The organism is Chitinophagales bacterium (assembly GCA_019638515.1).
Classification (GTDB): Bacteria; Bacteroidota; Bacteroidia; order Chitinophagales; family LD1; genus UBA7692.
Genome location: JAHBTS010000008.1, coordinates 92,794 through 116,718, shown reverse-complemented (window position 1 = coordinate 116,718; position 23,925 = coordinate 92,794). Strand labels below are relative to the sequence as shown.

Here is a 23,925-nt window from a genome sequence, read left to right as displayed (position 1 = left end):
AGTGGCTCCTGTTGCACCAGTAATACCAATTGCGCCTAATGAACTAGCACATAAACTTCTCCAACTTACATCGTAAAAGAAAAAGCATGAAGAATCTGTATCGTACACCAACAAACCTCTTGCCGGAGAAGCAATTGCCAACCGCTGCGTTGCCGATATACGGGGCACTAAAAATCCTTTATCGGATGCCGATAATTCTAAAATAGAAGAAGCGTTGGGTGTTAACGTTCCTATTCCCACGTTGCTTTGAGAGAATACCAAGTTTATTACAAGGGAAAAAAGTACTACGAACCTAAGTTTCGTAAATTTCATGAATAACTGTTTTAAACTGTTTAACAAAAAGGAAAAAGACTCCACAATAAACGTTGCGGAATCTCTCAAAAAAAATGACTACTATTAATTCCAAGTCATATCTTCTTCATTCATAGATGAAGAAGAACCGGAAGTAGTGTCGTTGGTTTTATCATCAGAAAAATCAGTAGTATTTTCTGATGGGTGATTGTCTTCTCGCTTTGCTAAGAATGGTGGGCGGTCTGCATCAAAATCGTAATCCGGCAAAAGTTCTTGCTTAATATAATCAACGGTTTCGTTTAAGGCATCCATGAATTTTTTAAAATCTTCTTTGTATAAAAAGATTTTGTGCATTTCGTATCCATCGCTATCAAACTTCTTTTTGCTTTCTGTAATAGTTAAAAAGAAATCGCCCTGCTTTGTGCTTCTTACATCGAAGAAATAAGTTCTTCTTTTTCCTGCGCGTAATTTTTTGCTAAAATAGCCGCTATACTTTCCGTCTTTGCCTTCCACTTGTTTGTTTTTTTACAGTAATTTATTTCTAGGAAACGCTGCTAAATTAAATATTGTTTTTAGTTACGCAAGTGCATTTCCTGCAATAATGTTGTTGTAAACCCCAAGTGTTTCATGTATAGAAATTCCCAAACTCTTAGATGCAATTTATTACCCAAAGAAACATCTCCCAGTTTCATTTTCAAAAGGACTATAAATACGTGCTATACAATAAATGTAAATCTTTTTTTGCGCCTCATATTTTCGCTATTATATTCACGCTTCATTTTTTTAAAACGACAAACGGGTTTCTATGAGTAATTTTACTAGACTTTTTGATGTATTGCCATACCAATTGGCCAAGTTTCCAAAAGCAGATTCTTTTGCAGCAAAAGAAAATGGTGAGTGGAAAAAATATTCAACAAAAGATATTATTGATACTGCCAATAAAGTAAGTCTTTCTATATTAAAACTTGGTTTGCAACCCGAAGACAAAGTTGTAATTGTAAGCAACAATCGCCCTGAATGGAATATTGTTGATTTAGGTTTAAGCCAAGCTGGGATTATTACCGTTCCTGTATATCCAACTATTAGCGAAGGCGAGTACCGTTATATTTTTAATGATGCAGGAGTGAAAGCGGTGTTTGTTTCTGATGATGTTTTATTCGGAAAAATATCTGCCATTAAAAATGACGTGCCAACGCTTCAGCATATTTTTAGTTTCGACCAAGTAGCAGGGTGCAAGCACTTTTCTGAATTTCTAAAAATTGGTGAAGGCGAAGATTTTAGCAAGGTACAAGCTATTGCAGATTCTATAAAACCTGAAAGCCTTGCTACAATTATTTATACTTCCGGAACTACCGGAAATCCTAAAGGTGTAATGCTTTCGCACGATAATGTTATTAGCAACGTAAAGGCCGTATTGCCATTGCTTCCGCTCAACTCCGAAAAAAGAGTATTGAGCTTTTTACCACTCTGCCACATTTTTGAAAGAATGGTAGTTTATGTTTATAGCGCAGCGGGTGTTTCTATTTACTATGCAGAAAACTTAGAAGTTATTGCTGCCAATTTAAAAGAAGTTCAACCAAATTTCTTCACCTCTGTTCCGCGCCTTTTAGAGAAAGTATATTTGAAATTAGAAGGTGCTGGAGCTAATCTTACAGGCTTCAAAAAAACACTATACCAAAGTGCATTGAAGTTTGCCAACGAATACGATGTAGAGAAAAACTATGGTTTGATTGATTCGCTTAAAATGAAGGTGTTCGACAAACTTATTTTCAGCAAATGGCGCGAAGCATTAGGCGGACAATGTGAAGGAATTTGCACCGGAGCTGCAGCGCTACAACCACGCTTAGCCAGAGTATTTACTTGTGCGGGAATTTTAATTTGCGAAGGCTACGGACAAACAGAAACTTCACCAGTAATTAGCGTAAATCTATTTGACCGCAACTATGTAAAGTTCGGCACCGTGGGCCCGGTAATTGAAGGTGTGGAAGTAAGACTCGACCACCGCGAAGGCATGCGCGAAGGCGAAGGCGAAATTTTTGTAAAAGGCCCCAACGTAATGTTGGGCTACTATAACAAACCCGATACTACTGCCGAAGTATTAGAAAACGGCTGGCTCAAAACAGGAGATGTAGGAACTTTTGTTGATTACAAAGGCAAAAAGTATTTGAAAATAACCGACCGCGTAAAAGAGTTATTTAAAACAAGTGGAGGAAAATACATTGCACCGCAAGCATTGGAAAATAAAATGAAAGAAAGTTCTTTCATAGAACAAATTGTAGCAGTAGGCGAAGGTAAAAACTATGTAAGCGCACTCATAGTTCCTAACTTTGCCAACTTAAAAGACTGGTGCGAAAAAAATGGCGTAAGCGCAAGCGACAATGCCACTATTGCCAACTCAAAAGAGGTTATTAGCTTAATTAAATCCGATGTAGATAGACTAAACAAAAACTTCGGACAATGGGAAACCATTAAGAAGTTTGAGTTAATACCGCACGAATGGACAATTGAAGGAGGCGAACTTACTCCTACCATGAAGGTAAAACGCAAAGTAGTAAACGAAAAATATAAGGCATTAATAGAAAAAATGTACTCAAACTAATGTGAGTATAATTACACTAAATGTATTCAACTGCATATCATTCAAAATCGCTTTCAGATTATAGCTTTTTGGTAACAGGGGGAGCCGGATTTATTGGCTCCCACATTGTAGAATATTTACTGAAATACGGAGCAAAAAAAGTACGTGTTCTCGATAATTTATTAACCGGACGAAAAGAAAATATAGACCTCTTTCTTTCGCATCCGGCTTATGAATTTATAGACGGTAGCATTACAGACAAAACTGTTTGTGCTAAAGCTTGCGAGGGTATAGATTTTGTTTCGCACCAAGCAGCATTAGGCTCGGTACCACGCTCGGTGGCCAACCCTGCCGACACGCATTTGCACAATGTGGATGGTTTTTTAAATATGCTCATTGCAGCCAAAGAAGCAGGCGTTAAAAAATTTGTGTACGCATCATCATCTAGCGTGTATGGCGATGAGCCTAACCTTCCCAAACGTGAAGAAAAGATAGGAAGCCCACTTTCGCCCTATGCCGTGAGTAAATACACCAACGAGTTGTATGCCAAAGTTTTCCATACCAATTATGCATTGCCTGTTGTTGGTTTAAGGTACTTCAATATTTTTGGTCCACGCCAAGATCCTAACGGACAGTATGCTGCCGTAATTCCAATTTTTACAGACTGTATTTTAAACACCAAACAAGTTTTCATAAATGGCAACGGAGAGCAAACACGCGATTTTACCTTTGTGGAAAATGCCGTACAAGCCAATGTAAAAGCAATGTTTAGCAACAACGATGCCAATGGCGAAGTTTTCAATATTGCTTTTGGAGAAAACTACTCAGTAAATACTTTGTTCTTTTCTATTCAAAAAATGTTGGAAAGCCAACACCAACCTACCTATCGTGAACCCCGTAAGGGCGATATAGAAAATTCATTGGCCGATATTTCTAAAGCCAATCGCTTACTTGGCTACGACCCAAAATTCAGTTTTCGAGATGGCTTAGAAATTACAGTTGCCTATTTTAAAGCGCATTACGCCACCACGTAATTTCTCTTTAAATAATTTGCTACCTTGTTCGTCTATCTATTTAAAAAAAATGAAGGCGATTTACTTAGTTAATACCGGAGCAAGCAATAGCGCATTTAAACTACGCGAAACCGAAAAACCATTTCCAAAAGCACATGAAGTGCTCATAAAAGTACATTCCTTTGGATTAAACTTTGCAGATGTAATGGCGCGTAAAGGCATGTACCAAGATGCTCCGCCAATTCCGGCTCTCTTGGGCTACGATGTTGCAGGAACAGTAGAGCAAGTTGGCAGTGGTGTAACACACCTGCTTGTTGGCGACCGAGTTACCGCCATGACACGTTTTGGTGGCTATGCCGAATACGCAGTTACCGATGCGCGAGCTGCTGCAAAAATTCCGGAGAATATCTCATTTGCTGACGCCACCGCACTTACCACGCAATATTGCACAGCATACTATGCAGCAGCTGTTGCCGTAAATTTGTTTCCCGGCAATAAGGTGCTTATTCATTCAGGAGCAGGTGGCGTGGGCAGCGCACTCATACAGTTTGCAAAATGGAGAGGTTGTGAAATTTTTTCAACAGCAGGTAGCAGTTCCAAGTTAGAATTATTGAAGCAACAAGGAGTTCAGCATCCTATAAATTATATAGAACAGGATTTTGAAGATGAAATAAAGCAGCTTACAAAAGGCGAAGGAGTAGATGTAATTTTCGATGCCGTTGGTGGCAGTTATGTGAGGAAAGGTTTTCGTTCATTGGCAGCAGGCGGCAGAATAGTTTGCTATGGTGCAGCCGATTTAAGCAGTAAAAATATTTTTGGAAAAATAAGTGCACTCCTCGCCTTTGGCATTTATCATCCCGTAATGTTTATGACAAGCAGTAAAGGCATAATTGGTTTAAACATGCTGCGTATTGCAGATAATAAACCCGAAGCATTGCAACATTGCTTAAACCAAGTAATTCAACTTACTGAGCAAGGTGTGTTTAAACCAACCATAGGTAAAGTTTTTAATGCCTCAGAAATTGCAGCTGCACACGACTTTTTAGAGAGTAGAAAAAGTACCGGAAAAATTGCCGTAACGTGGTAATTAAAACAATGTATATACAAACGGTGCCGCAGCAGAACCACCTCCAATTACTACTAAAATCCCAACTAATAATAGCACAATAATCATAGGCAATAACCACCATTTCTTGCGCTCCATCATAAACTGAAAAAGATCTTTCAAAAAATCCATAGCCCTAATTTTGTAGCGAATATAACATTGTTTATTACTGTATATTTTTATCTCTGTATTTCACCGATGCAACAAACACTATTAAAAGAATTATGGCTGAAAACTATTTCCAAAACCAAACATTTTCAAAACTTACTGCATCTCCCGAAACCTTACCTAAAGGCGAATACGAAAACTGTAACTTCAACCAGTGTAACTTTGCAGAAAGTAACCTTTCGGAGTATAAGTTTATTGATTGTACTTTTAATGAATGCAATTTAAGTTTAGTAAAAACGCATAAAACAGCATTCAGAAATATACAATTCCAAAACTGCAAAATGCTTGGAATTAGGTTCGATAGTTGCCATGAATTTGCACTTTCTTTCACCTTTCATTCTTGTGTGCTTAATCACGCTTCTTTCTATAAAACTAAATTGAAGAAAACCATCTTCACACACTGTGAACTTATAGAATGCGACTTTGCAGAGGCCGATTTATCCAACGCTGCTTTCAACGACTGCAACCTTCAACATACAATCTTCGACTCCACAATACTTGAACATTGCGATTTTAGAACTGCCTACAATTTCACCATCAACCCCGATGAAAACAAAGTGAGAAAAGCCAAATTTTCACTGAGTGGTGCGGCCACGCTCTTAGATAAATACGATATTGAAATTGATTATTAGCCTTGCTTCAAAATATCGTGAATGGCATTTACGATTTGCATGGCATCAATACTTTTCATACACATAAAATGCTTTTGAGGGCAAGCGCTTTTACCAAATTTAGTACAAGGGCGGCACGCTAAATTATTGATTTCAATAATAGCATGTGGCTGTGCTTTACTTTTTCCATATCGAGGGAACACACCAAATTCAGGAATAGTACTTCCCCAAAGCGAAACCACAGGCTTGCCTAATGCAACTGCAATATGCAGCAAACCGGTATCGCCAGCAATTACCAATGTACTTTTGCTCAATATAGAAACACTCTGACTCAAATTAAACTTACCGCAAAAATTGTGTACATTTTTAGAAAATGTGCGATGTACTTCGCCTCCAAAATCCACATCCTCTTTACCTCCGAGCAACACAATTTGCTTATCGGGAAAGTGCTGCTGAAATAATGCTATGGTATCCTGTACTTTCTCAATCGGCAATATTTTGGTAAAGTGCTTAGCTCCCACCACCCAGGCTATATAATTGCCCGCATGCAATCCATAATTTTCAACTGCCACCTCATGCTTTTGAGCAATAAAATAATCCATTCCCTCACCATCATTCTTTACTCCTAATGGCGCAACAGTTGCCAGATTGCGTTCAAACACATGCAAGTTTTTTGGTAAAGTATCGTAGTGAAAATTTACCATCAAAAACTTTTCCCAGTTCAGTTTCTCAACCGAATAGCACGGCCTTAATAAAAGTGCTTTAATAATGTATGTTCGCAGATTGTGATGTAAATCTATGACGGCATCATACTTCTCTTCCCGCAACATTGAAATGGTTTTAAACAGCGACTCTTGAAGCAGCAGAATTTTATTAAGATACGGGTTGCCTTCAATAATAATCTTGTTTTCCGGCTTGGTAAGAAAATGAATTTCGGCATCGGGATACTGCTTTCGCAAACATCTGATTACCGGGGTGGTAAACACAATATCGCCAATTGAAGAAAACCGAATAATGAGAAATTTTCTTTCCATTCCGCTACAATAGAAGCAAAAAAAAGTCCGCCAACAAACCGGGCGGACTTTTAAATTTTAAAGTGTGGTTATTATCTCAACAAAGTAACACTGCCTTGCTTTTTCACCTCAATTTTTTCACCAGGTTTAGCAGCATCTTCTTCATAATAAACAATGTAATAATCGTACACTCCTGCAGGCTGTTGTGCTCCTTTAAATGAGCCATCCCACCCTTCGTTAGTATCGTGCACTAATTGTCCCCAACGGTTATATACTCTAAATGCAGAAACTTCAGGAGCATAATTAGATACAGGGAAAAATTTATCGTTTTTACCATCGCTGTTTGGTGTAAACACATTTGGCATTTTGGTTTTTGTAGCTACATACAAGAATGTAGAAGCCACACCAAAACATTCATTATTACTGTTATTAGCATCGCGCACTTTTACAGTATAGTATTGGTGTACAATTGGCTTAATTGTTGGATCCGGACAATCTGTACAGTTTAAACCGCTTACCGGAGTCCATTCATAAACAGGTGATGAAACATTTTGCACAGTAGTAGAAAGTGTTACAGTTTCACCCAAGTTTAAGAAAATAGTATCATCGGCCGGTGTAATTGATGCTAAAATCTGAGCAGGCTCAAAAACAGCTACACTGTATGTATCTACACAGAAGTTTTTGTTTTTAACCACTACTGTATAAACACCATTATCTAAACTATCAAAGAATGTATCGGTACCAAATGCACCACCATTAAATGAAAACTCGTAAGGTGGATTAGCCGCATTTACATTTACGATAGTAACTTTTCCATCAGCAAAATTTCCAAAACAAGAAGTAGAATCTACTACTAAATTAAATTCATCTCTTGCAGCAGCCAAAACATTATAGGTACCTACGGTTATATCACAACCTCCTGCATCTGTAATTCTTGCAGTATAGTTTCCGGCAGGTAAACCTGTGAATGTGCCATCTGTACTAGTAAATTGTTGTGTACCGTTATCCACAATATAGTTTAATGGAGGAGTGCCGCCAGTAGCCGGGAACGATATGGTGCCATCAGCTCTTCCAAAACAAATGTTTGGAGTTCCGGTTACCGGAGTTGTATTTATGAGTGGCGGCTGTGTAATAGCTTGGCTTCCAGTAGCGCTACAGCCATTAGCATCTGTTACTACAAAATTATAGGTACCTGCACCCAAATTGATAGCAGAATCATTTGACTGTGTAACTGCAGGGTTCCAAACATAAGTATAACCCGGTGTGCCTCCGGTTGGGTTAATGGCAACATATCCGGAGTTTGCCTGATCGCATTTTACATTAGCGAATGTTACATTAGCAGTAAGCGGTGAAGGGTTTACAATCACATAGCTTTCTGTATTGGTACAACCACTGCTGTCTGTAATTGTAACAGTATAAGTTCCGGCTTGTAAACCTGTTAGTGATAAGCCTGTAAATGAAGAAGGAGTCCACTGTACTGAATATGGTGTAGTGCCACCGCTTGGTGCAAGTGTAATTAAACCATTGTTAGCATCATTACAAGTTATACTTCTAACGGTAGCATTCAATTGCAAAGAATCCGGAGCATCAATAGTTACCGAAGTAGATGCTGTACAGCCATTTCTATCTTGAACTGTAACAGAATAGGTACCGGTAGCAAGATTTAATGCCCAACTTGAATCTTGAGCAAGTGGATCGTTCCAAGTATAAGTAAATGGTCCTAAACCGCCATGTCCATTTGCCCAAGCATATCCTTTTGCATCATACCAACAAGCATTGTCGCCCTTATCACGAATTTCTGCAATTAAAGTATCAGTTTGAGTAATAGTAACATTTGCAACAGAAAAACATTGGTTAGAACCTGTTATGGTAACTGCGTATGTTCCTGCACAAAGATTATGTGCAGTATCGGCAGTGCTTCCATTACTCCACAAATATGTGAATGGGCCTACACCGTTTATTGCACGCACATGCGCAAATCCATTACAAGCAGCATAACAAGAAACACCTTTAGTGCTATCTACAAATGCAATTAAGCTACTAGCTCCCGGATTCACAAAACCAGATTTTACTGCACTACAACCCGAAACTGCATCGGTTACTGTAACGGTATAAACACCCGCTAAGATATTGGTGAGATTAGGCGTTTGCGAAGCAAAAGAATCATCCCACAAGTAATTGTAATTTCCTTGTGGTGCCGGAATAGCAGTAATAGCACCATCGTTACCGCAATTGGCATCTACCGCATTAAATGTAATAGTAGGTGTTGGAGCTACATTTACAGTAATGCTATCTACTGCACGGCAAACTCCATTTGCAGCAGTACCCACCACTGTATAAGTAACTGTAGAAGTTGGAGCAGCAACTACTACGCTATCGGTAGTTGAAGACAAACCAAATCCGGGAGTCCAAGTGTAAGCATGTGCTCCGGTTGCAGTAAGCGTAACATCCGTACCTGAACATAAAAAGTTAGGTCCCGAAAGCTGTAAACTTGGCTGTGGATCTACTCTTAAATACACCGTTTTATATGGAGAAAAACCGCAGCAATCTGAAAATATTCTAAGTCTAATTTCATAAGTTCCAGGAGTGCTGAAAACTAAATTAGTAAGTGTTTGGTATTGAGCACCTGTATAAGTTGAAGGAGTAAGAGCTCCGCCAAAATCCCAATCGTAACTGGTAGCTCCATTTATTTGGGCTTGGAAAGTAGCAGCCTCACCTGCACATACAAAGAAAGAATCGGTAGCAAACTGATTAGCAGTTGTTACGATATCAGGAATATATGAAGCCTGATTGATAGCTATATTGGCAAATCCTGCGTAGAAATTACTTCCAAAAGTAATATCCTTTCTACCGGTATTAGTATATACTATTGTACTTGGAGTAGCTGTAGCTGTTTGAGGTGTAGCATTTGCACCAAAATCCCAATTGCCTTGCTGACTATTTTGCTCATTAAATGTTATTTGGGTATTAGTACAACTAGTATTGGTAACAGTAATGATTTGCTGTGCAGATAAGTTAAATGCAGTATCGTTTGTTGCTGCTGCATTACCTCCATCAAAATAAAGATTGCGAGCTATACCAGCAACACTGCTACCACCGGCACCACCATTTCCGCCATTTCCACCATTTCCACCATTTCCTGTATCATTATCGCATAAGCCGCCAAAACCATCTTGGTAACCACCGCCTCCAGTTCCTCCGGTTCCCCCTACTCCTCCAGTTCCTCCGGCTCCTCCGGCTCCGGCTGTACCAACTGCTACGTTGGTTTGAGTAAAGTTACCTGCTGTACCATTATTATATAAGTACACTCCAAAACTGGCACCACCGCCATAACCACCAGCACCACCTTGTCCGCCCATACCTCCGGAACCACCGGAGCCACCGCCACCACCATCAGTATCGGCACTAGCACCTCCATTACCACCGCCACCACCGCCACCAGAACCATCGGTACCGCTAGTACCATTACCACCTTGTGCAGCCGGATTAAAGAATCCGCTTACAAATGTTCCGGGCAATGTGTTGTTAGCACCTGTTGAACCAGCAGTTCCACTACCTCCATTACCACCTGGTTTGCCATAATTGCTTGAATTACCAAAAGTAGCGGCACATCCAGATGCTCCATTTCCTTTAGCACCACCAAATCCGGGGTTAGGGCCAGATCCACTACTACCAGCATTGCCATCATTTCCGGAGAAAAAGCCTCCGGAACCTCCTCTACCACCGGCACCTCCTGCATTAGGACCTGCCGGAGCCGAAGCTCCATTTCTTCCACTTGCCGTAATACCATTAGCCCCATTTGTACCATTATTGCCGCTTGCACCGCTTGCACCGGCTGAAGCATCACCTGCTATAATCTGTGTTCTTACAAAATCATAATTTGAGCAATTAGTCATATGTATTCCATAAGTTGAAATACCATAACCGGAACTCAAAGGCGCATCGGCAGTTTCAATAGTAATATCTTGGAAACGTACATAAGCAGCAGAATTCAAATAAATAGCTACTAAACGTGGTGCATTGGGCAAGCCTTCAACATTATTAGTACCTCTGAAAATTTTGGTAAGACCTGGCTGGCTCGATTTTGTCCATGTTGTAGGATCATAACCACCCTCCAATGTAGTATAGCTTGAGATATTGGTAATTGCAGTATCTATACCGTAAGTGCCAACTGCCATTTTTATCCATGAGTTATTGCAGCGAGCTTTGCCCAATGCATCGCCCAAATTAGTTGGGTTTTGTTGCGTACCATCTCCAGTACCCGCAGTAGTAACATAAATAACTTCACAACTTGCCGAAGGCGGAGGTGTACTAGTTGTAACTGTAACCGAAACCGGATCGCTTGGGCAATTAGAAGCATCTGTACCAACTACCTGATATGTTGTGGTTGTAGAAGGTGAAGCAATTGGACTTGCACAGTTGGTACAACTTAAACCGGCACCAGTAGGTGTCCAAGTAAAGCCTGTAGCAGTTGGGCTGCTTGCAGTTAATTGAATAGAGCCTCCTGCACAAATAGTTGGAGCCGGAGGAAACACTACTACTGTTGGCTTATTGTTTACTTTCACCAATACATTATCTGATGAAGTACATCCATCGGTATAAGATAAACTTACTGTATAAACTGTTGTTGTAAGAGGCGAAACTGTTACAGTTTGCCCAGGGAAAGTGGTTTGCCCATCTGTCCATGAATAAGCTACACCATTGGTAGCTTGTGTAGTAGCAGAAAGTGTAACTTGTTGTCCTTCACAAATTGTTTGGCTTCCACCACCTACAACCGGAGGGTTAGGATTGGGTTTTACATATACTGTATAAGAGTAAATATTGCTTCCTCTTAAAGGACAAGCATTGTCTTCCACTTTCACCGTAAAAATATAGTTACCGGTTGGTGTATTTAATGGAGGTGTCCAAGAAAAGGTTCCTGTAGGACGATTACCCGTAGTAGTAGTAAAACTTGCGCCTACTATAGCGTTATTCCACGACATGCTCACTATTTGTCCGGCATCTGCATCTGCACTATTTACTGTGAACGATATTTGCGCCCCGGCACATATTGAATCTACATAACTATTAGTTCCGTTGATACCACTTGCAGTGGGAAGGTTATTATTGCAGTTCAATATTGTAAACTGAATATCGCGTACAATAGAACCAATCAATACTCCATTTCTATATTCCTGAACCAATACGGCAGTAACGCCTGTTTGCACCTGAGTTGGTGTAAAAGTAATATCTCCATTAGCGGAATTTAAATTAAAGCCAGAAGCTGTAGCTATTGGATTCGTAGGTCCGTATGGAGTGCTATAAGTTACCTGCACACCATTTATATCGCGTGGAGCAATAAGTGAAAATACTAATGAATCACCATCTGCATCGGTTACTCCGTGATTGTATATTACATTTTGATTTACACAGTAATAAGCAATGGGGTCATTTAAGAATACCGGAGAGTTATTACATACACTTAAAGTATTGTCCAATTTGGTTTCAATGTAAGTACTTTGGTTGGCAGCATTGCTTAATGTATTGATGGCTGCATTTCTACAGCACAAATCCCACCATAGAACCCAATCGTTTCCACAGCCAGCTGGCAAAGTAAGCGTACCCCTATACACTACTTTTTGCACACCGTACTGCCCGCTGCTGCTAGCACATTTAGATGGAATACCGCACGACTGTGCAATAGGTGTTACATCAATAGGGCCTGCAAATTTACTAAGTGTAATGCTGCTATTAACACCGCATTGAGCAGACTTGTAATTTAGTACTTGGCTACCTTCAGCTGCTATACCACCACAATCGCGAAACATGGTGAGTACTACAATGTAACGACCCGGCCCTGCACACTCATAGGTAATATTGGCACCCATAATATGGCTGGCACTTGCATTAACACCAATTAGTAAAAAGAGTGAAAAGAAAACTGCACGTAAAATCTTGTGTATATTCAAAGATGTCATGTAGAGATATTTTAAACGGTGGCGAAAATAAAATCTATTCTTAATTATCGCACAATAAGATTAAAATTCTTTTAAAGTGGTTGCCAACACCTTAAAATATCTATTTTTAAAATACACTTGTATAAGTTCATTGGCTTCGTATATTTGCGGGCTAAAATTTCTACGGGCATAGTTCAATGGTAGAATAGAGGTCTCCAAAACCTTTGATCAGGGTTCGAATCCTTGTGCCCGTGCTAAGAAACTTTATTGAGTTTCAAACCAAAAAGTTATGGATAAAATTAAACTTTATTTTCAGGAAGCTTACGATGAATTACTTCATAAAGTAACTTGGCCTACTGCTGCAGAGCTACAACAAAGCGCTGTGGTGGTTTTAATAGCTACAGTTCTTATTTCGATTGTGGTTTCTGCAATGGATATTGCAAGCAAAATCGGATTAGAAAATCTTTACAAAATCATAGTAAAATAAAGCCATGAGCGAAGGGAAAAAGTGGTATGTAGTGCGCGTTATCAGCGGGCAGGAAAAGAAAATAAAAGACCACATTAAGTTAGAAATAACCCGTGCGAAGTGGGATGATATCATTTCAAATATCCTTATCCCTACCGAAAAGATTTATACCATTAAGAATGGGAAAAAATCTATTAAGGAAAAGAATATGTTTCCTGGCTATATCTATATGGAAGTTGATATTGCCCGAATTAACAACGATATTTTAGGACAAATAAAGCAAGTACACGGAGTGCTGCAATACCTTGGCACACTTAGCCATGCAGAAGAACTTAAACTCCTTGGAAAAGCAGATGAATTACTAGACTCCGGAGAACAATTGGCAGAGCCTTTTATTATTAACGAAGATGTTAAAATTATTGATGGTCCTTTTAATGGATTTATCGGTTCTATCGAGGAAATTCACAACGACAAGAAAAAATTGAAAGTAGAAGTGAAAATCTTTGGCAGAAAAACTCCGGTAGAAGTTACCTTTATGCAGGTAGAAAAAATTGCATAAAACGTGGCAATTTCACCATTCCTGTTTAATTAAGCACTTTAAAATTTGATTCAATGATGTATTTTTTCAGTACCCTTTTTATGAAAATAATGGGCTGGAAAATGAATCTGAATGGCTTAAATCCAAAGAACTTTAACCGTGCTGTAATGTTGGCTGTGCCGCATACTAGCAATTGGGATTTACCGCTCGCCCGTGCAGCTTTTTACCTTATGGGTATTCCTGTTCGCTTTACCGTAAAAAAAGAATGGATGAAGTTTCCTTTCAACTTGCTTGTAGGGCCACTTGGCGGCATTGCTATAGACCGTAGCCCGCGCAAAGAAGGCGAAGAAAGACGAAGCATGACCGATGCCATGATTGATTTATTCAACGAGAGAAAAGAACTGGTAGTATTAGTAACTCCCGAAGGCACTCGTAGCTATAACGATAAATGGAAAACCGGCTTTTATTATGTTGCTCTTGGTGCTAAAGTACCTATTGCTTTGGGTTACTTAGATTATGCCAAAAAAGAAGCAGGCGTTGGTTTAGTTTTTCAACCAACCGGTGATATGGAAGCCGATATGCAATGCATTATGGATTTTTATCGCGATATAAAAGGAAAATATCCTGCAAAGTTTACTACCGATAAAGAGTTCGATAAAAAGAGAAAACAATAAGTAGGGGCATTTACTTGGTTACATGGCGGAGCAGCATGGCAATATCTGCCCCAACTGTATAGCTTGCTGCAAAAAAACGGTTTAGTTCTTTAGCACGTGTTGTTGCTTCACTTCCCTTTACCTCATCAATTGTAAATACAGGTGCTTTTAATTGAGGCAAATTAGCAAAGTCGCTGCTGCTGCCGCAATAACCTATCCATGTTTTATTTCCAGACCAAATATGTACAACATTTGCAAGTGCACGTTTCCCATTTTTTTTCAATAAAAAGAATGGAAAAAACAGCACCAATAATACACCTACAGCCATGTCAGCCATTCGTTTTTTTCTGCGCGTAAGAGAATTTCCAATAGCAAAACTTTGCTCAGTATCGTACACATCGCCAGCACTATTTTTGGAGTTGCTTCCAATAATGGCATCACTGCCTTCGTTTACAATTTTATACTCCAAGGTATTACCCATTTCTTTAATGGTTTCAATAATTTCCTTAAAGGAATATAACTGTGATGAAAACACTACCTCACTTACATCAAAAAAGCGAACCATTGTCGGCAATTCTTCTATACTTTGAGTAGTAAAAATAGTTGCATCTATACCTGCATGAACCAAGATACCTTGTATGCGTGAAGTTTCTTGCCCATTTGCCACAATTACAATGTTTTTCTTGCTGGTTGCTTCTATTGAAAATTGCTTATGTTTTATCCGATTGTAGATTACTCTGGTACACAACATTGCCAATGCACTACTCACAGCTCCCAGCAAAATTATTGCACGCGAAAAACGCCATTCGTTGGGCAACAAACCATATATGGCAGTAATAAATAGAGTACCCCAAAGCAAGCCTCTAAACAACAGCGAAATTTTGTATGGTCGCTCGTAACCGCCACTTAGCAATACACTTAAAATCCAAATAACAATATATATCGGCACCACTACAAAAAGAAAAATATCGGGATAGTACTCCGGTGCCGATTTTATGTTTGATGCCCAATAATTTTCTACTGCATAAACACTTGCAAACATAAGTGCGCCATCTATTAGCGGTAAAAGCGATGAAGATAAAAGCGAGCTTACCAACGTAAGCAAACCGCGCATTACAATTGCGATATTGATAAGCAATGAAAACAAACCCGCACCACCTTTTGCAAAATGCTTACGGGCAAAAATTATCATGGCTTGGTAGAATACTTTTACATAATTCAGGCTTCCTTTTTTAGTGCTTTCGCCCTTGTAATGAATAATGCTTGTATCGCTGAAGTAATAATTCTTATAGCCTGCTTTTTCTATTCTGTACGAAAGATCTATATCTTCTCCATACATAAAAAATGCCTCATCTAACAAGCCCGATTTTTCTAATGCCTCTGCCCGCATAAACATAAAAGCCCCCGATAAAATTTCGGCATGGTGTGTTTCTTTTTCGCTCAAAAAACCTAAGTGATAGCGTCCAAATACAGTTGATTTTGGGAACAACGAACTGAAGCCAAACATTTTGTAAAACGCAACCATTGGCGTTGGCAATCCTCTTTTACTTTCCGGTAAAAAATTTCCTCTGCCATCTATCATGTGTACACCCAAAGCGCCTGCCTGGGCATGCGCATCCATAAAGCAAACACATTTTTCGAAAGTATCTTCTGCCACTACCGTATCGGGATTAAGCAACAAAACATACTTTCCCTTTGCCTGCCTAATTGCCTGATTGTTGGCAACAGCAAATCCTGTATTTTCCTTATTCTCAATAAATACGATACCCTCTGTTTGGCGAAGCATTTCTACAGACCCATCAGTAGAATTATTATCTACAACCAACACTTCGGCAGTAATGTTTTTAACGGCAGCAAATACACTCTTGAGGCACTGCGCTAAGAAGTGTTTTACATTGTAGTTTACAATAACTATAGAAAGCTGCATTGAGCCGGCAAGTTAGTGTTTGTTATGTAACAATAATTTTTTCTACCTAAAATTTTAAAAACCAAACGTTGCTAATACAGCAAAGTGGTCCGATAAATCTTTATGCTTCTTGCTCCATTGCTTTCTATAAGCCCGTACCTCGCGTGTAGCAGACTTTAATGCAATGCCATTTCCTCTATACAAAATATAATCTATCACACTCCTTTTATCGGAAGGTTCATCCATATCGTTTAATGTATGATCCGATGTAAACTGCAATGCTCCGGTAAGTGGTCCATCTTGGCTTTGCAACTCACGCAGTAAGTTGTTATACATAACTGTATCCTCCTTATGGGTATTAAAATCGCCTAAGCTAATTTGAGGCACGTTGCTCTTTTCATAATGCCGCATTACTTCACCAAATTCTTTGTGCTGCATTTTTTTAAGTTCTAAGCCACCTCCGGCTTGCATGTGTGTTCCAAAGAACTGAAGCGGCTGCCCATTAAAATCCACTTCTACTACCATTACTCCTTTGCGCGCCACACAATCTATCTTCTTACATTTTGAATATACTGTTTTCCCCAACGGTTTAAGTGGGTACTTGCTCATAACCATTACACCGCTGCCTCGCTTCCACCCTTTGGGTTTATGACCACGCGGTCCTATCATGTAAGGAAAATCGTGCGCCATTTTCTTTTCCAATATTCTTCTTGCACGAGCATCAAACATTTCTTGATACACTACTACATCTACCGAATCGAGCAATACTGCATCGGCAATATACGGAGCACGCTTTACCGGAAAGTGCTTTATATGCGCTAAAAAATTGGGCAAGAATTTTACGTTGTAGGTAAGTATTTTTATCTCCTTTTTACCTGAATTTTGCTGAGCAAAAACAGCCATAGGAAACAGTACCCAACACCACAAAAAAAATACAGTGAATTTGTTTTTAGACAAGTACATGAAGCAAAAAAAAAATGTTGAAAAGTTACTTTAAATGTGTGCTAAGTTCGAGGTTCAGATTTTAAAGATAAGCATTTCATTTTTCCTCTAATGAATTTGAAAACAGATACATACAGGCACCAAGCATTGCGAAGAGCATTGGTTGAAAAATTAAGAACCAAAAACATAACCGATGAACGTGTGCTAGCCGCCATTGGCAGTGTACCGCGCCACTTTTTTCTTGGTTCCGACACCATTTTTGATAACCATGCGTATGAAGATATGGCATTCCCCATTGGTGCTGGCCAAACTATTTCGCAACCATATACCGTAGCTTTTCAATCGCAGTTATTAGAAGTTGCAGCGGGCGATAAGGTATTGGAAATTGGAACCGGCAGCGGCTACCAAGCTGCGGTATTGGCAGCATTGGGCGCAAAAGTATTTTCTATTGAACGACAAAAAAAACTGTTTGACATTACACGTCCGCTACTGCAAGACTTAGGCTATTTTAGTATAAAATGCTTTTTTGGCGATGGCTTTGAAGGCTTGCCACACTTTGCCCCTTTCGACCATGTAATTATTACAGCTGCAGCACCCGAAATTCCCAAAAAACTATTAGCGCAATTAACCGTTGGCGGTAATTTGGTAATACCACACGTAGAAGGTGAACAAACCATTATGAAACGCTTCACCAAAATCTCTGCAAGAGAATTTGAAGAAGAGGTATTTCACACCTTCCGTTTTGTACCTATGTTGAAAGGCAAAGTGTTTTAACTGCTTTACTAACGAACTTCTATTGCCCCTCTTTTTCGAGAAACAAATTCATAATGGCATCGCTGGTGCCAACATTGCTAAAGCCGCCATCGTGAAAGAGGTTTTGCATAGTAACCATACGCGAAAAATCGCTGAACAACGAAATACAATAGTTGGCACAATCTTCGGCACTGGCATTACCAAGCGGACTCATTTTTTCAGCAAATTCATAAAAGGTATCAAAACCCTTTATACCCGAACCGGCAGTAGTTTTAGTAGGCGATTGCGAAACCGAATTTACCCTCACCTTTTTTGCATTGCCATAGTAGTAGCCAAACGAACGAACTATAGATTCTAAAGTGGCCTTTGCATCTGCCATATCGCCATATCCCGGAAATGCCTTCTGTGCAGCAATGTAAGTAAGCGCCACTACACTTGCCCACTCACTTAAGGCATCTTGCTTATAGCACACTTGCAATACTTTGTGAAGCGAAACAGCCGATATATCCATTGTTTTTTGTAGCCATTCGTAATTCAAATCGGTATAGTGTTTTCCCTTGCGCACATTAGGACTCATGCCTACGCTATGCAATACAAAATCTAATTTCCCACCAAGCACTTCTTGCGATTCTGCTACTAACTTTTCTAAGTCTTCTACCAACGTGGCATCGGCAGGAATTACCTTGGCTCCCGTAGCCGCAGCTAATTGGTTGATAGTACCTAAACGCAATGCCACCGGAGCGTTGGTAAGCGTAAATACCGCACCTTGCGCATGGGCTGCCAAAGCTACTTTCCATGCAATAGAATTTTCGTCTAATGCACCAAAAATGATGCCTCTCTTTCCTTTTAATAAATCCTGAGCCATTTTTTATTTTATGAAATTCAAACCTAAACGAAATTTTGGTTTTTGGAATCCTGCACGCAATTTCTTTTCGTATAAATTGCTACATAAAAAATATGCCGTAGGCAGGAGAAAATTCCAACGCAGTAGAACTCTCAATATATAATATTTATTTCGCATTCAACTTCACATAAGTTTTTAAACAATAGAAAAAAGTGCTGTTGATATTCAACGAGTTAAGTGCTTAAAAATCAAAAAGTACTCACATAAACAGCCGAGTTTCCTATACTGCAAGTTACCTTTGCATATTCCATTTCCACTATTTGGGTATGAAATATTTTTTTGAAATTGTTACACACATAAAAACCACTAAAAAGATTAAGTCGGTACACGACCGAATTAAGGGTAGTACTCGTGAAGGTGACAATTCAAAATTGTTTAAACTGTTTTCTCTCGTTTTTTACGACAACATAGATAAAGACAATTTGCTAAGCCGAAAACTATATGGCGAATCATCCCCTGCTTATTTTAATCTGAAAAGGCGGCTTTATACAGAGTTGCTATCGGCAATGGGTACCGATGTGGTACAACTTGACGATAACCAGAGTTTTTTCCGTATGCGCGTAGTAGCAATTACACATCTCCGCAATGCGTATGTACTTTGGCAGCAAACTTTGCATAAAGCAGCCTTGGCAGAATTTGAATCGGCATTAGAGTATGCAGAAAAATCCTTAGATATTTATCTATTGGCTCATATTAGGCATCAGTTAATGGTGCTTAGTACTTTCGATACCAAAACGGTAATCAATATTGAACTTCACTATACCGAAATAAATAAGTATTTTGAACACATTCCATACCTGAGCGATCTCTGCCTCATGTACTATAAAGTGCGCTATGCCGAATACTTTGCTAAAACGCCAAATGGCATAAAACACATTTATCTATCAGCAGTTACTACTTACAAAAAGCTACTCAACGAAACCAGCAACATCGAAGTGAAGCTGCAAATTTTAAACGGGTTGGCTAACTGCTACGAAAAACTGTTTGAAAACAAATTATATGTAGAAACACTAAAAACTTACTTGGATTTATCTAAGCCCTTGCTTAGAAAAGCCAATAAAGATTTTAAAGCCAACCGCAAACTGTTAGAAAGCAAATATTTTGAAGCAATTCAGGAGTTTTCTAAGTTCAGTGAAGCTATAAACGAAGATATAATCAGCGAGTTTGAAACCATCAATAAAAACTCATTGGTAACAAAGTTGCGCAGCCGCAACATGGCAAATAGGAAAAAAAATGTATTTAAGGATTTGTTTTAAGAACACGCTACTAATGTGTAGCAGGAAACACATTTGCCGCTTCGCGCAATGCACCTTCAAAAGCATCTAAACTAAATTGTGAACCAAAATCTGCCGGCTCAAAATAGTTTACCAAATTCTCTGTTGGCATATTACCAATAAGTTCATCTTTTGCCATTGGGCAACCACCAAATCCCTTAATAGCAGCATCAAAGCGTCTGCATCCATTGTTGAATGCAGCTTCAACTTTTACACGCCAATTATGCGGAGCAGTATGCAAGTGTGCACCAAACTCCAAATCGGGGTGTGCGGGAATTAAATTGGAAAAAAGATATGAAATATTTTCAGGAGAGCCTACGCCAATAGTATCGCTCAACATGAAAATTTTAATACCAAATGCAGATAATTCTTCAACCCAGTAAGCAACAATTTCCGGACTATACTGGTCGCCATAAGGATTTCCAAAACCCATAGAGATATAGATAATCACCTCTTTTCCGTGTTTATCTGCCAGTGCTTTTATGGCTGCTACCCGCTTTACTGCTGTGGCAATATCGGCATGTGTATTGCGCATCTGGAAAGTTTCACTTATAGAAAAGGGAAAACCTAGATACCTAATTTCATCGTACACACAAGCATCTGATGCACCTCTTTCATTAGCCACAATAGCAATAAGCGGTGCCGAACTATCGGTAAGTTCTAATCCTTGCAACACTTTGGCAGTATCTGCCATTTGTGGTATTACATCGGGCGAAACAAAACTCCCAAAATCAATAGCACTATACCCAACTTTCAACAACTTATTGATGTATGCAATTTTCCTTTCGGTAGAAATAAATTGCTGAATACCCTGCATGGCATCTCTGGGGCATTCAATAAGTTTAATTGGAGGTACTATCATTTCTGGTGTGCAAATTGAACAACATTTTTGTGCTTACAAAACACATTTTTGTTTATTTCGTACACTCTTAAAAAATCATGAGTAAAATAAGCATACGAGTTAAATGGCAAGTGCTGCGTACCCGCTTGTATTTGGAGCACTTAAAGTGGCGAAATTTTCTTGCATCGGGCATAATTTTTATACTATTGGTGGCAGCTCTCATAACCTGCTATACCATTTTAGGTGCAGAAAACATTTGGGTTACACTGGCGGCAGCTAGTGGTAATGCATTACATTTTTGTGAGCTAAACCGAGTAGATGCACTCATAAAACAACCAGCAAATACATGGAGCAACTTAGCTTACATACCTGTAGGCTTAGTTATAATTTCGCTTGGTTTTGCCGATTTAAAACAAGGTATGGAGCGCAGAAAAAGCGATAACTTTTTAGTACGCTATCCTATACTTTCTATTGTATTTGGGTTTTGTACTTTGTATGTTGGCATTGGAAGTTTTTTATATCATGCATCGCTCACATCTGTATTCCAAAAGCACGATCAAATGGGCATGTACGCTTTGGTTCTAACCATTCTAGTTTTTAGTTTATACCGAATTTTTCCTACCATTAAATTATTCGGGAAATGGAAAAGTTTTCATGTAACGGGCTTAATTGTTGCTGCCATTTTCTTTGTACTAATTTATACTGCTTGGGCTACGCTCAATATCAATACCGTTTTTCCAATCATGATTTTATTGGTGCTTGCAAGCCATCTCTATTATGAAGTATTCATTAAAAAATCGGCAGCATTTTCAAATTACATAATCGGTGGCTTTGTATGCTTAGCAAGCGGTTTTACTATATGGATGCTCGATCGGTCGCACATAATATGCTCTCCCGAAAGCTGGCTGCAAGGCCATGCCATTTGGCATATTCTTACCGCATCTAGCGCCTTGTTTATGTATATGTATTACCGCACAGATACTGCTCCGGTTTCTGAAAAACTTCGATACTAAAAGTGCTTACACTTATTGAAGTTCCTGAAGGAGAATCGCCTTTTTTTTATGCCGCTTTAGAAGAATGGCTGGTGCGCCATTGCGATTGTGCCGAAAGTGACTATTTAATACTGTATGTAAACAACAGTTGTGCCGTAGTAGGCAAAAACCAAAGTATTTACAAGGAATTGAACTTTAATTTTTGGTGGAACGAAGCCGAAAAAGTAGTGCGCAGAGTAAGCGGAGGCGGTACAGTTTTTCACGATGCAGGCAATTTGAATTTTGCTTTTATCTCTAAGTTCGAAGAAAAGAAAGTAAACAACTATCGCTACTTCAACGAGCCAATACGCCAGTATTTAATAGCCAATGGCATTCCCGCAACGTTTAACGCTAGAAATGACTTAATAGCCAACGGCAAAAAAATTTCGGGTAATGCACAGTTTACCGATAGAAAAAATATCATTAGCCACGGTACACTTTTAGTACATGCCGATTTACAAAAAATAAGTGCTGCACTAAAAGAAAACACCTATACCATAAGCACTAAGGCAGTTAGTTCCGTGCGCAGTAGCGTTGCCAATATTGCTATGTTTAACCCAAAACTAAATAGTGTAATGCAGGTAAAAAAAGAACTTGCGGCTACACTTACACAACAGCAACAGCTACTCCAACCCCAAGCAATAGAAGCCGTAAAAATATTGCAGCGCGAAAAATACGAAGACTACTCGTGGCGCTTTGGACGCTCACCACAAACCCAACTCTCCAATCAATACTTCTCTATTACAATTTCCGAAGGTAAAGTAAGCCATGTACAATATCACGACCCCGCATTTTTGTTTATTGAAAAAGTTGCAAACCAAACTTTCACCAAATACGCGCTTGCGCTCACGTTGCATCCCGAAGAAATTGCACGCCTTACACATTGCATGCAATAATTCATTTCTTACTTTTGCATACAAATAATTCACCATGCGAAAACTATTGAAAATCTTAGGATTGCTATTGCTTGTTTTACTTATTCTAATAGGCACTGGCGCATCGTATATTTCTTTTTCAAGCTTACCTACTTATGAAAAAGAGTCGTTTACTTTTAATGCCGCCACTCCCACTCCCGAACTAATTGCTCACGGTGCCAAGATTGCTGCCGTACAATGTAATGTTTGCCACTTGGGAAGCGATGGTAAACTTAGCGGGCGAAAACAAACCGACCTTGCCAAAGAATTTGGAGAAATATACTCCCGCAATATTACTCAAGATTCCGCAATAGGCATTGGCAAATGGAGTGCTGCAGATATTGCTTATTTGCTTCGTACAGGCTGCCGCCCCGATGGTTCTTACTTGCCCACTTACATGCCCAAATACCCCAACCTAAGCGATTACGACCTACAAGCCATTATTGCTTATTTAAAAAGCGATCTGCCACAGGTGCAACCATCTAAAGAAGAGCAGCCCGAAAGCGCACCTTCTTTTCTTACAAAATTTTTATGCCGCGTTGCATTTAAAAAGTTAGAGTATCCCAGCCAACCTATCGAAATGCCCGACACCAACAACCTTGTTGCATACGGGCGTTATTTAGCACTCGGGCGCTACGATTGTTGGACATGCCACAGCCAAGACTTTAAAACGCTCAATTTTACTGAACCCGAGAAAACACCCGGCTTTTTCTGCGGTGGAAACACCATGTTTACTTTAAATGGCAATGAAATTTACACCGCCAATATTACTCAAGATGAAAAAACCGGAATTGGAACTTGGACAGAAGAGGATTTTAAAAATGCCTTGGTTTCTTCTAAAAGAAAAGACGGCAAACCTGTGCGCTATCCAATGCTTCCCTACGCTGGTTTACCGGATAGCGAAGTGAAAGCGCTTTGGCAATACATGAGAACTATCCCTGCCATTAGTAATGAGGTAAACAGGCAATGGGATAAAGAAGATTTATAG

21 protein-coding genes and 1 tRNA gene are annotated in these 23,925 nt (G+C 39.3%); 13 read left to right on the top strand and 9 right to left on the bottom strand.

Translation table 11 applies throughout. The annotated features are described in order from the left end of the window. A partial coding sequence (locus KF872_12145; GenBank protein ID MBX2904289.1) for a hypothetical protein occupies positions 1-240 on the bottom strand: 240 nt, incomplete at its 3' end. A gap of 156 nt (positions 241-396) precedes the next feature. Then, positions 397-804, bottom strand: coding sequence for a DUF3276 family protein (locus tag KF872_12140; protein ID MBX2904288.1), 408 nt, complete (start codon positions 802-804; stop codon positions 397-399). A gap of 292 nt (positions 805-1,096) precedes the next feature. Here KF872_12140 and KF872_12135 point away from each other — a divergent pair, with 292 nt between their 5' ends. From KF872_12135 to KF872_12125, 3 genes are read left to right on the top strand one after another with little or no spacing between them, the layout of a single operon-like run. Beyond that, positions 1,097-2,890: a long-chain fatty acid--CoA ligase gene (locus tag KF872_12135; protein MBX2904287.1), complete on the top strand. Its 1,794-nt coding sequence runs from the start codon at positions 1,097-1,099 to the stop codon at positions 2,888-2,890. Between the two features lie 20 nt (positions 2,891-2,910). Further along, a complete protein-coding gene (locus KF872_12130; protein MBX2904286.1) occupies positions 2,911-3,903 on the top strand; it encodes an SDR family oxidoreductase in 993 nt (330 codons plus the stop codon). A gap of 49 nt (positions 3,904-3,952) precedes the next feature. Then, entirely contained in the window at positions 3,953-4,969 is a 1,017-nt protein-coding gene (locus KF872_12125) for a zinc-binding dehydrogenase (protein ID MBX2904285.1), read from the top strand. Here the strand turns inward: KF872_12125 and KF872_12120 are convergent, their stop codons facing one another. Further along, the gene (locus KF872_12120; protein MBX2904284.1) at positions 4,970-5,119 is read right to left on the bottom strand and encodes a hypothetical protein; all 150 of its coding nucleotides are present in this window, start codon (positions 5,117-5,119) and stop codon (positions 4,970-4,972) included. Between the two features lie 92 nt (positions 5,120-5,211). On the opposite strand from KF872_12120, the gene KF872_12115 reads away from it, so the two are divergent. Beyond that, on the top strand, positions 5,212-5,787 hold the full coding sequence (locus KF872_12115) for a pentapeptide repeat-containing protein (protein ID MBX2904283.1): 576 nt from the start codon (positions 5,212-5,214) through the stop codon (positions 5,785-5,787). Here the strand turns inward: KF872_12115 and KF872_12110 are convergent. Next, positions 5,784-6,800 carry a glycosyltransferase family 9 protein gene (locus tag KF872_12110; GenBank protein MBX2904282.1) on the bottom strand — a complete coding sequence of 339 codons (1,017 nt, stop codon included), beginning with the start codon at positions 6,798-6,800 and terminating at the stop codon, positions 5,784-5,786. The genes KF872_12115 and KF872_12110 overlap by 4 nt on opposite strands. A gap of 71 nt (positions 6,801-6,871) precedes the next feature. Beyond that, positions 6,872-12,736, bottom strand: a complete 5,865-nt coding sequence (locus KF872_12105) for a gliding motility-associated C-terminal domain-containing protein (protein ID MBX2904281.1) — start codon at positions 12,734-12,736, stop codon at positions 6,872-6,874. A gap of 162 nt (positions 12,737-12,898) precedes the next feature. Between KF872_12105 and KF872_12100 the strand changes: the two genes are divergently transcribed. The 4 genes from KF872_12100 to KF872_12085 all read left to right on the top strand — a co-directional run bounded on the left by KF872_12100 (position 12,899) and on the right by KF872_12085 (position 14,393). Then, a tRNA-Trp gene (locus KF872_12100) sits at positions 12,899-12,969 on the top strand. Positions 12,970-13,004: 35 nt separating this feature from the next. Beyond that, a complete protein-coding gene (gene secE, locus KF872_12095) occupies positions 13,005-13,202 on the top strand; it encodes a preprotein translocase subunit SecE (protein MBX2904280.1) in 198 nt (65 codons plus the stop codon). Positions 13,203-13,206: 4 nt separating this feature from the next. Beyond that, positions 13,207-13,740, top strand: coding sequence for a transcription termination/antitermination factor NusG (gene nusG / locus KF872_12090; GenBank protein ID MBX2904279.1), 534 nt, complete (start codon positions 13,207-13,209; stop codon positions 13,738-13,740). A gap of 53 nt (positions 13,741-13,793) precedes the next feature. Next, complete coding sequence (locus tag KF872_12085; GenBank protein MBX2904278.1) at positions 13,794-14,393, top strand: 1-acyl-sn-glycerol-3-phosphate acyltransferase; 600 nt, start codon at positions 13,794-13,796, stop codon at positions 14,391-14,393. A 10-nt stretch (positions 14,394-14,403) separates the two neighbouring features. Here KF872_12085 and KF872_12080 read toward each other — a convergent pair whose 3' ends face one another. Continuing rightward, positions 14,404-16,299: a glycosyltransferase gene (locus KF872_12080; GenBank protein MBX2904277.1), complete on the bottom strand. Its 1,896-nt coding sequence runs from the start codon at positions 16,297-16,299 to the stop codon at positions 14,404-14,406. A 54-nt stretch (positions 16,300-16,353) separates the two neighbouring features. Next, positions 16,354-17,181, bottom strand: a complete 828-nt coding sequence (locus KF872_12075) for an endonuclease/exonuclease/phosphatase family protein (protein ID MBX2904276.1) — start codon at positions 17,179-17,181, stop codon at positions 16,354-16,356. A 150-nt stretch (positions 17,182-17,331) separates the two neighbouring features. On the opposite strand from KF872_12075, the gene KF872_12070 reads away from it, so the two are divergent. Further along, entirely contained in the window at positions 17,332-17,994 is a 663-nt protein-coding gene (locus KF872_12070) for a protein-L-isoaspartate(D-aspartate) O-methyltransferase (protein ID MBX2904275.1), read from the top strand. A gap of 19 nt (positions 17,995-18,013) precedes the next feature. Here the strand turns inward: KF872_12070 and KF872_12065 are convergent, their stop codons facing one another. Further along, positions 18,014-18,838, bottom strand: coding sequence for an SDR family oxidoreductase (locus KF872_12065; protein MBX2904274.1), 825 nt, complete (start codon positions 18,836-18,838; stop codon positions 18,014-18,016). Between the two features lie 305 nt (positions 18,839-19,143). Here KF872_12065 and KF872_12060 point away from each other — a divergent pair, with 305 nt between their 5' ends. Then, positions 19,144-20,133: a hypothetical protein gene (locus KF872_12060; GenBank protein ID MBX2904273.1), complete on the top strand. Its 990-nt coding sequence runs from the start codon at positions 19,144-19,146 to the stop codon at positions 20,131-20,133. A 10-nt stretch (positions 20,134-20,143) separates the two neighbouring features. Here KF872_12060 and KF872_12055 read toward each other — a convergent pair whose 3' ends face one another. Further along, on the bottom strand, positions 20,144-21,013 hold the full coding sequence (locus KF872_12055; protein MBX2904272.1) for a hydroxymethylglutaryl-CoA lyase: 870 nt from the start codon (positions 21,011-21,013) through the stop codon (positions 20,144-20,146). A gap of 77 nt (positions 21,014-21,090) precedes the next feature. On the opposite strand from KF872_12055, the gene KF872_12050 reads away from it, so the two are divergent. The 3 genes from KF872_12050 to KF872_12040 are packed head-to-tail and all read left to right on the top strand — an operon-like array spanning position 21,091 to position 23,925. Then, a complete protein-coding gene (locus tag KF872_12050; GenBank protein MBX2904271.1) occupies positions 21,091-22,005 on the top strand; it encodes a ceramidase domain-containing protein in 915 nt (304 codons plus the stop codon). A gap of 2 nt (positions 22,006-22,007) precedes the next feature. Continuing rightward, a complete protein-coding gene (locus KF872_12045) occupies positions 22,008-22,919 on the top strand; it encodes a lipoate--protein ligase (protein ID MBX2904270.1) in 912 nt (303 codons plus the stop codon). A 34-nt stretch (positions 22,920-22,953) separates the two neighbouring features. Further along, the gene (locus KF872_12040) at positions 22,954-23,925 is read left to right on the top strand and encodes a cytochrome c (GenBank protein MBX2904269.1); all 972 of its coding nucleotides are present in this window, start codon (positions 22,954-22,956) and stop codon (positions 23,923-23,925) included.